This is a genomic window from Levilactobacillus tongjiangensis (assembly GCF_003946345.1).
GTDB lineage: Bacteria > Bacillota > Bacilli > Lactobacillales > Lactobacillaceae > Levilactobacillus > Levilactobacillus tongjiangensis.
Window position 1 is genome coordinate 24466 of record NZ_RHNY01000022.1, and the last position, 9412, is coordinate 33877.

Annotated in this window: 10 protein-coding genes; 2 read left to right on the plus strand and 8 right to left on the minus strand. The window is 44.7% G+C overall.

Features of this window, described 5'->3' with window-relative positions; all coding sequences use genetic code 11:
• Position 1 precedes the first annotated feature (1 nt).
• The 4 genes from EKM75_RS11295 to EKM75_RS11310 form a co-directional block, all read right to left on the minus strand.
• The gene (locus EKM75_RS11295; protein WP_125694668.1) at positions 2-553 is read right to left on the minus strand and encodes a hypothetical protein; all 552 of its coding nucleotides are present in this window, start codon (positions 551-553) and stop codon (positions 2-4) included.
• Positions 554-713: 160 nt separating this feature from the next.
• On the minus strand, positions 714-2066 hold the full coding sequence (locus EKM75_RS11300) for a DUF5776 domain-containing protein (protein WP_125694670.1): 1353 nt from the start codon (positions 2064-2066) through the stop codon (positions 714-716).
• A 221-nt stretch (positions 2067-2287) separates the two neighbouring features.
• A complete protein-coding gene (locus tag EKM75_RS11305; RefSeq protein WP_125694672.1) occupies positions 2288-2995 on the minus strand; it encodes a hypothetical protein in 708 nt (235 codons plus the stop codon).
• Between the two features lie 213 nt (positions 2996-3208).
• On the minus strand, positions 3209-3853 hold the full coding sequence (locus tag EKM75_RS11310) for a Crp/Fnr family transcriptional regulator (protein WP_125694673.1): 645 nt from the start codon (positions 3851-3853) through the stop codon (positions 3209-3211).
• A gap of 86 nt (positions 3854-3939) precedes the next feature.
• Between EKM75_RS11310 and EKM75_RS11315 the strand changes: the two genes are divergently transcribed.
• Together EKM75_RS11315 and EKM75_RS12790 are read left to right on the plus strand one after the other, a co-directional pair.
• Complete coding sequence (locus EKM75_RS11315; RefSeq protein ID WP_125694675.1) at positions 3940-4497, plus strand: hypothetical protein; 558 nt, start codon at positions 3940-3942, stop codon at positions 4495-4497.
• Positions 4497-4646, plus strand: a complete 150-nt coding sequence (locus EKM75_RS12790) for a hypothetical protein (protein WP_164508792.1) — start codon at positions 4497-4499, stop codon at positions 4644-4646. Before EKM75_RS11315 ends, EKM75_RS12790 begins: the two co-directional genes overlap by 1 nt.
• Positions 4647-4719: 73 nt before the next feature.
• On the opposite strand, the gene EKM75_RS11320 is transcribed toward EKM75_RS12790, so the two are convergent.
• The 4 genes from EKM75_RS11320 to EKM75_RS11335 all read right to left on the minus strand — a co-directional run bounded on the left by EKM75_RS11320 (position 4720) and on the right by EKM75_RS11335 (position 8870).
• The gene (locus EKM75_RS11320) at positions 4720-6477 is read right to left on the minus strand and encodes a WxL domain-containing protein (protein WP_125694677.1); all 1758 of its coding nucleotides are present in this window, start codon (positions 6475-6477) and stop codon (positions 4720-4722) included.
• Between the two features lie 6 nt (positions 6478-6483).
• Positions 6484-6921, minus strand: coding sequence for an LPXTG cell wall anchor domain-containing protein (locus EKM75_RS11325; RefSeq protein WP_125694679.1), 438 nt, complete (start codon positions 6919-6921; stop codon positions 6484-6486).
• A gap of 25 nt (positions 6922-6946) precedes the next feature.
• On the minus strand, positions 6947-8008 hold the full coding sequence (locus EKM75_RS11330) for a DUF916 and DUF3324 domain-containing protein (protein ID WP_125694681.1): 1062 nt from the start codon (positions 8006-8008) through the stop codon (positions 6947-6949).
• Positions 8009-8117: 109 nt separating this feature from the next.
• Positions 8118-8870 carry a WxL domain-containing protein gene (locus tag EKM75_RS11335; protein WP_125694683.1) on the minus strand — a complete coding sequence of 251 codons (753 nt, stop codon included), beginning with the start codon at positions 8868-8870 and terminating at the stop codon, positions 8118-8120.
• Between the last annotated feature and the right edge of the window lie 542 nt (positions 8871-9412).

Here is a 9412-nt window from a genome sequence, read left to right on the forward strand (position 1 = left end):
ATTAATGCTTAGACCATTTCCAAGTAGGATGCCAACCGTACCCTTTAGAAGCATGATGCATTGAATTGATAATCGTCAAATAAGTATTGTTGTTCGAATAGTATGTAACTGTATGCTTATTTTTGAACTCTGGCATATACAGACTGTCCATCGCATTTTCAGAATCACGGAAACTGTTTTTAACGACTTTGGTGTGATGTGGCTTTACCGTCACATATTTATGTGGCCGATTGACATGAAACGTTGAGTCTTCGCTATAATCATTATCTAACGGCGCAAAGTAAAGTTTAGAAAAATAGAATCTAACCGACTTTTTACTGCGATTCTTGATCTGCGTGTCGTAAACCGCAACATTGTTCCAAGTGTTCGGGTTATTTGAGACGTGGCTCAGACGCTTGTTGAATTTGAATCGGACGAAAACCCCGTGATAGGATGAGCCCCTAGCAATCGACCCATAATTGATGGTCTTAGCATTAGCAGTGACCGATGTCGTGGCTAATCCTAACCCCAGTGAAACCAGTGCTAGGCTAATTAATACAATGTTTCTCTTCATGTTTCTGCCTCCAATTTAGGTACTTTTCAAATAATATCATGGATACTAACAGTTTAATAGAACCAGCATCGATGGCTAGAACAAAATCCTCACCGTCCGTGCTGGTTCTATTTCGCTAACTGGCTAAAAATAGATAAAGTGGTTCTTTAATTCCGGCGCCTTACTTTTTCATGACTAACGTCTTATTCGCCGTCACATACCGTCCGTTGGCCAGGACCAACCGCGTAGTGAGGTGATAAGACTGGATCCCCCGAATTTTCACCGTGGTTCCCCGTTTAAAGTGCCGGGTGGCGGTGCCGCTCAAATCACGGTTGCGATAGGCATTGATTCCCCGCGGATTAATCACCTTGATACGACGCGGATTGCGACTGAAGTAAGTAGGGACCACCAGACTGTCGTTAGCCGTGATATAGCCCACTTGCCCCGCCGTTTTGGCCCGATGATTCACGTCACGAACCCGGTATCGCAGGGTTCCCGCCGCGGTACGTTTGTACCCGATCACCACGAACTGTGGCCGCTGCGACCGTACTTGTTGTCGATACCAGTGAATTCGAGTAGAGCGTTTGAAATCAACGGTCCGATACAGCCCAACCTTCTTGACGGCCGACACTGCCGCGCCCTTCTGCGCCACCACTACTGGGTCGCTGGGTGACGGTGTTCCCGGTACCAATGGTTTTGTCGGAGCGGTTGGCGTCGTCGTACCGCCACCCGTTGTGGCCCGATAAATGTAAGTGAACTCACCAGCCGTAGACGATTTCGTCCCAGTCAGCTGATACCCAGGAATCGTCAGGTTGGCCGTCTTCAAGCCAGGACAAATATCAAAGATTGCTGTGACAGTTTCGGGGGCCTTAATCACCTTACCGGCGGTCGTGACAAAATTAATTTTCGTCGTGTAGGATCGTACCGGGTCATCCTTACTCGTGACGGTCATATCGCTGGCCTTAACCCACTCATTCGTGCTGACGTGGTAATAGAGCGTCCCATCTTGCAGATTGACCATCGCTTGATCCGTAAAAATGTCAAAATTTTCACTGAGTCCCCGACCTTCAACGATGCCACCATTATTGTTATACAGCTTAGTCACCATATCACCGGTTGGCGTGGTGCCAGTCACAACGACACCCGCCCCGCCGCCCTTAATGGACGCGGCCATATTGGGTCCAGCAGGCGCCAAATCCACGTTCTTTACGTACAAATAAGTCACGGTCTGTGGCTTGTCTAAGAAGGTCCCCGTTTCACCATCGACCGATGTGGTTTTCAACGTATAGTTTGGAATTGACTTGGGCTGTGTCTGATAGCTCGCCCCCACGGTGCCAGTCAGCACGTCGTCTGGCGCTAATTTTCTATCCTGAATGTTTGCGTACCGATACTGAACCGTCACCGTTCCCGTGTTGGTGGGGGTGACCGTGTCGGCCTGACTCACCGTTTGCGTGGTTAGCAGCTGTGGTACTCCCCAGAGTACACCGAAAAATACGACCATCACCAGTAAGATGCGACCCCAATAATGTTTCATCAAATCGACTCCCTTTGCCTAAATCTCACGCTAATTATGAATATCGTTATACTACGCAACTTTTAACAGCCTATATGATTCATAATTAGTATACCGCGTTCTGAAGATTATGGCGGATAGATGATGGGGGCAATTTGAGAGGACTGGCTAAAAAGCCTGTGCGACATGAATCGCCACACAGGTTTTTTACCACTCGTTAGTAATAATTTTCGAGATTGCCTTTAATTTAAATCTTGTACTTGAGTTCCTAATACTGATGAAAAAGTTGCCATGTCTGTTCTAACCAAATCAAGTGTAGTTTCATTAACCTCTTGATTCTTCAATTTGTTTGCCATGGCCGAGAAACTCGCATTTTGGGACTTAGTAAAACGACCTTCAAACAACGCATATACTTTCAACAAAGTCGCTTTATCCTTTTTAACTTCGGATATACCTTGATTATCACCTTCCCATGCATAAATAATCTGCCCTCCAATACTGTAATAATCATCGTTTGTTGTTGTAGCATCTTCCTGGACCTGTTGGCTAGCTGACATCACAGTTTTGTTGTAAGCCACATAAATATCTTCCTGTCGCTTCTGCTTATTAATTGGCGCGTTCCCCGCCGTCAGGTACTTGCTATAAATCCAACCGGACTTTTTCCCGGACTTTATGTAAGTTAGCTTGGCCTTTTTCCCCTTATTCTTAATGGTGGCCTTCTTATAGGCGTACCAAGTTGTATATTTGTAGTGGTTCATCCGGTACCGACGTTTAGTTAGCTTGGCACTGCTGTAAATGTTCCCCTTCTTACCGTGGTAAGCCTGCTTGGCTACCTTAGCCGTTGATACGACCTTAACCTTGCTAGAAGCCTCCGCTGGACTGGTAAACAACGGCACTACTAATACTAAACTGGCTACTGATACCAAGCCTGCCTTCATCCATTTAACCATGCTCATTCCTCCAAATAATTCTATATTGACATTGGGGAATACTTACCGCCGCTAATTGATATGTAGTGATAATATTTATCTCAACGTTAAGTTAAGTATACGTTTTGTCGTAAATCGAAACAATACTTGGTCAAAATGCTTCTCCACCCAAAATTAAGAGGCTGTGGGAGAAATTCCAGCCCCCATCATTCCCAAGTACTCAAAACCGTTAGTCTACCGCAAAGTTACCCTTTTCCCCGCTAAAGCAATCAAACCATCATCCACCAGCTGCCCTAGCTGACGACTCAGTGTCTCTGGCGTGATTCCCAAGAAACTGGCCAGTTCTTTCTTCCGAACCGGCAACTCGAATTCCGCTGCCTGTTTTTCCCGACCAATCTGTTGGAGGTAAGCCAATACCCGATTCTTAGATTTTAAATTACCAGTCAACGCTGACACGGACTCCAGTTCGGTTAGCCGCTCACCTAGGATATTCAACAAATTAAAGGCCACCGCGGGTTCCCGGTGCATCAACGCTTGGAAATCATCTCGTCTGATAGAACAAATTTTGGCGTCCTCTACGACCTCGGCATAGTTAAAGTGATTCCGGTTGGCAAACAGTGCCGCTTCGCTATCAATGGCACCATCTCGCAACATGTAGAGCACCTTCTCCTTACCATTTTCATTGAGCTGATAGACTTTGACCCGTCCCTGGTCAACGATCATCATCCGGTCAAGTTGAGTGGTGGGATCGTATAGCACGGTTCCCTTCTTCACGACCTGTTGGTGAACGGAAATCTTCGCCAGTTCAGCAATTGCAGCATCGTCCAATCCGCGAAAAATCGGAGCGCCCTGGACACACTTAAACGGTGAATGGGTCATCTTTTTCTCCTTTTCTTGATAATTATCAAGTTTTTATTTTTAAAGTCATTATATACTAAGTTCATCAATTCGAGGAGGCTTTTCAAATGAAAATTTATCAAGCAACTATCGTTCCATTAAACGACCAAGTTATCGGGACTGCCGCCCACGGGACGGCCCTGTTCACCGTTAATGGTGACTCACTAACCATCAACATCGAGATGTTCGACACGCCAGCCAATCTCCAACACTGGGAACATTTCCACGGCTTCCCCGATGGTAAGCCGGCAGAAATTGCCACGGCTGCGCAGGATGTCAACCACGATGGCTTTGTCGACCTCCCCGAAACCGGTGTGGTATCTGGAACTACGATGGTCCCATTCAACGACGCTCCCCACGAGATGGACATCCCGAACGATGCCTACCCAGTAGCTGACGCCAACGGCTACTTCGCCTACACCAAAGTGGTGCCCCTAGCTGCCCTGAGTAAAAAGTTCAAGGAAACCTTCAACGACAGTGACCTAGAGCTTGATAAGCGGGTCATCTACATTCATGGCGTCACAGACGACGTAACGTTGCCAGAAACAGTTGCTGGGGCAGTTGGCCACTACTCAACTCACGTAACGTTGCCCATCGCGGTCGGTAAGATTACGGCGGTCAACTAATGACCCGTCGAAAAGCCGGGCGACTGATTGCCGTCATTTTTTACTTCGTCGTCTTCCTCCTGGTGGCCTTCCATCAAGACATGCTCGCTATGTACGGTATGGCCGTAGGGATGTTGGCTGAGGCATTGATGCAATTCATCCAAAAATAGTAAAATAAAAGGCTCATCACGGAAATCACACCTGTTACGGTGTATTGCTCGTGATGGACCTCTATTTATTCAGTTAAAATCCACTATTCACAACCATTCCCGTCGATCCACTCTCTGAGCTTGTGCCAGCATTGTTAACAATGCTGCTATCAGATGAGTCATCGGTCGTGGTTCCAGACATGTTCGGCACGTTACCCAAGTACCAGGTAACGGTCCCCTGATAGGCGGTGGCAGCTGAACCAGAATAAACATTTGGCATCGCATCCAGGTAAATCCCTTCAGGAGTCTTACTGGTATCACTCTTAGCCGTAGCCCAACCAGCCGCAATATTCTGTGGGTAGGTGGTGCTACGGTCACGTTTGCCAGAGGCCACTTGGACGATGGACGACATTGGTTCTTGATTACCATCAGCATCCACGTAAACTAGATGGCCGTTCAGCGTACGGTTAGCGCCATCTTGAGACGTGAGGTCGGAAGCCTTAGCCGTAACGTACCAGTTGGTATTAGCCGCCTGGCTATCATCAATCTGGATATTCGGTTGATCAGCTGGCGCAATCAACGTTTCCTTCGATGGCACGGGAACTGATCCAAAATTCAACCCGCTCATGGTCCCAAACTTGAGCTGGCCATCGCTTTTGGTAACGGTGATTGGCTGAGAACCATCGCTCTTAGTTCCTGGAGTAGCTGCCAACGCCGCACTAACAGCAATTGTCATACTCTGTTTATCGGTTAAATTAGCAATTTTAGTTGCCAAATCAGTAGTCGTGCTTGAAAAGGTCACGTCAGAGTTCACAACTGCATCTCCGTCATGAGTCACAGTAATCCCAGCCTCATTGACCAACCAATTCAAGATTTGAGCATCAGTCTTTCCGGATATATTGTCAGAAATACTATCTGGATACAAGGTTAAATTAGGATTAGCGACCTGCATGTCTAGAACCGGAACAACAAAATTACCGGCCATAGAGGTATCACCCATATCGTTATATTGATATAGGCTGGTCCCCCTTGGTGAAACTTTTCCAAGAGGCCCCCCAAGGTCAAAGCTGTATGTTCCATCTGCACTAACCGTTTTCGTCATGGTAGTATCAACACCCGAAGCAGAGGTCAAAATCATCATAACCGTCATACCTGGCATCCCAGTCCCAGAAACTGACGTATCTGAGGACTTTAAATTGACAACATTTCCACCACTACTTAAACCATACGTCGAATTTACTTTCAGACCATGACCTGACTTGTCCCAGTCTATAATAACTGACTGGTCAGTATCAATTGTAGCATACTGCATATAAGCATAGTCCGCTTGATCACTGGTCTTCACATCAATACCAATTGAGATTGGCCAATAGTCTCTCAAGTCGGTTAAGTTTACATCAATTTCATAGTAGCCGCTAGACATCGTAAAACTCTTGGTTGACCCAGAAAAAAGACTCTTCGTCGCAATTGAATCTAGCTTCTGAGATCTGTTGATATCTGCTTTAACATTCGTTATGTTCATTGAACCATTTCCAGGAACTGAAACACTCCCAGAAAAAGCAACGTAAATTTTAGTCGTTTTATCAGTGAGACGATTATTTTTAACATTGTTTGCCGCCACAGAAACCAAGCTAGGCTTCATGGAAGACAATGATGACCACCCGGTTGATGAGGTCCCAGAAACTCTCAATGGTGAATTTCCATATCCTTTGAAAGTTACTGAATTTCCACTAATCAAACTAGCACCTGCTGGTAGAGTCGCCGCTTTCGCCGTTTGTTCACCTACCAAACCAACACCCACAGCAATAGCCAACAGTAAGCCAAGCTGAATCATAATCTTCTTAAATTTCATCCTGACTCACTCCTTCTCCCGCAACAGGCGCGCCTGTTGATAGATTAATAACGCTAGGATTAGCGCAATCAGGAGAAAGATGCCTACTAAAGTTGCCAGAAACATGCGCGCTTCGCTGGTCTGTGGTAAACGACCAGCGACCGTATCAGCTGCTGCAGCTCTCAGGGTAGTCACTCCTGATCGACCGTTGCTTGTTGGTGAGTTTACGGCGTCACCGGCGCCTAAACCATTCCTATTTCTTTTCGTTCCATTGGGTATACTACCATCGATAGTAGCTGAATCGCCACCCTGAGAAAGTTTCGACTTACTATTACCCGTAAATCGAATACCCATTTGGGTAGTCCCACTACTATTACTAACAGTCTGAGCGAGCGCTGATGTTCCCATCCCCAGACCAGAAGCCACTACAAATAGTAAAGCTAACTTCAAGAGAACTTTCTTCACAATCAACGCCCCCTTTCATGTTTATTTATTTGTCACCATCTTCATCTTTCTTGTCACGACGACGCCGACGAATCAAGTAAATAATCAACAGAATCAGAAGAACCAGGATCAACATGCCTAAGGCACCTAAAGCAATTAGAAGCCAAATACTAATCCCAGGATTTTCAATTGAATCATGGTTATATTTATTTGCCTGCGCCTGCGTAATGGTAAAGTCACGGTCGAAAACCCATTCGTGATCACTGTTCTTAGCAACCATGTGCAAGTGATAGTGACCCGCTTTTAGAGGCGTTTCCCCGTAAAGCATAGGGTAATTGTAAACCGTGTTAGGGGCCATCAAAACGTTTTTATTGGCATCTTTCTTGACGACACTCCCACCATCACGGTTGGTAATAGTAGAATTGATTTTTAACTTCGGAATCATAACCGCCGTTGGATTACGCAAATCCGCAATAACCCCACGACGCTTGTAAGATAGCCCGGCGGCTACTTTACCCAACTTCATGTTGGGATTAGGAACTTGTCCCTTCGTGTACTTCATCCCAACAACATAGGTATATTCATTGCGAATATTATCCGCACCTTTAACGGTTCCCGTAACCTTATTATCAACTCGCTTAAAGTACCAACCACCAAGAATTACACCATTGAAACTCGTCTTAGGCATCTTAACGGTAGCCGTGACAACTTTTGAACCAGCTGCCGGAATTGTGATGGTCTTTTTCCCTTGAATCTTAGTAATATCACTCATTTTGTAGCGTAACGAAGAATCAAACGACTTTGCTGGCTTCACGTATTCAACTGATCCACCTGAATTCGTCCAAGCGGTATGAATCGCTGTTTTAACTTGAATATCTTTATTTGTCACGTTATAAATTCTAACTTGCAACGTCTGCGTTTGACCTGACTTCATTCTCAAATCAAAGAAAGAATTGTTCTTGTTAATCTGATTTTTAGGAATTTTAGCAGAAACACTGTACCCAACATCATTCCCAGCAGCTTGTGCAGTTGTTTCAAACGTTACCCCAGCAACAACAATACTAATAGCCATCAAAAAGAATAGGCCAACTTTTTTAATTCCCTGCATCCTCGCACCTCTACATTAACCGATTTTATATACACCTATATAATACTACATATGCTAGAAAAAAAGGTGCTCATTTAAGTTCAATGAGCACCTTTAGTCATAATAAATATTAAGCTTCTGGAGTATCGCCTAAAGTCCAGTTCAAGGTGCCAGTGTAAGTACCAGCCTTAACGTTAACTGGTAAACTACTCAAGCTAATGTTATCTGGAGCAATTTGCATAGCAGTCGTACCAGCACCGTGACCTTCAGCTGCTGAGTAAAGCACTTCTGCACTCCCACCAGTAGTTAAAGTCTTGCTGTTAGATGCAATCGTGTCATCAGCAGAGTTCACAACCTTATTATTAGCTTCAGTTGCAGCACCATTCAGTTGCAGAGAAGCACCGGTAATAGAAGAACCGTTGTCACCAGTTAAGTCAGATGCAGTTACACTAACATTCCAACCAGCGTTAGTCCCACGAGCATCACTAACTTCAGTTACTAAGTTAGCATTAGGGGTACCAGTACCGAAGTCTTGACTATCAACACTTTCAGCTTTAAATGATTGGGCAGCTGCTTCTGTCTGAGTTGTAACAGATTGGTGAGACCCAAAGTTGATTCCCTTTGATACGTACAGGAAGGCTAAGTCACCAGAAAGAGCTGGATCAGTAGCACCACCATGATCGGTATTACCTGGAGCCGTGCCTACAGGCTGGTCTGGGTTATCTGGATTAACTGGCGTAACTGGCTTAGTTGGCTTAGTGAATTCAACGCTGGTAGTTGTTTTACCAGTTGATGACGTAGTGGCAGCGTTTGCTGTAACTGGCGCTACGGCCCCGACTAATAATGCTCCGGCTAATACTAAACTGCTTAATGACTTTTTCATGATATCTGCACCCCTCTGTGTGATTTAGCTCTTCATTCCTCAACAATTAATTAATAACTTCACTCGATAGTAGGTACCAACTCTCTAGTCATCCTAGTAGTGACTGTTTTGAAAAGTGGTATAAAGTGTAGGTCGTAAATCTTCGTTACACTTCCCTATCTATGTAACAACACTATTATATGGCTTATATGTCGATATGTAAACAGTTTTTTCGAAAAAAGTTCGATTTATTTTATATTTTTTATTTTAAGTATAAACACCGTCATATCGCTAATCTCCCAGCCGATTTTTCTTTTCTTAATATTACATGATCAATCTACTTTTGCCACCATCCGATAAGTGTCCCAATTTATACTAGTCAAACTATTTAATCTAAATCTGCATAACAGCAGTAATTGCCTATCAATCCAAAACCATTGAATTTTACTGTTTTTCAATCAAGTAACCCCTATAAACTAGTACAATTGTTATGATCCCTCTGTGGTTGTCAGATGAAATAATATAATTCATCTGACAATGACGGAGGGATTTTCGTATGCCAA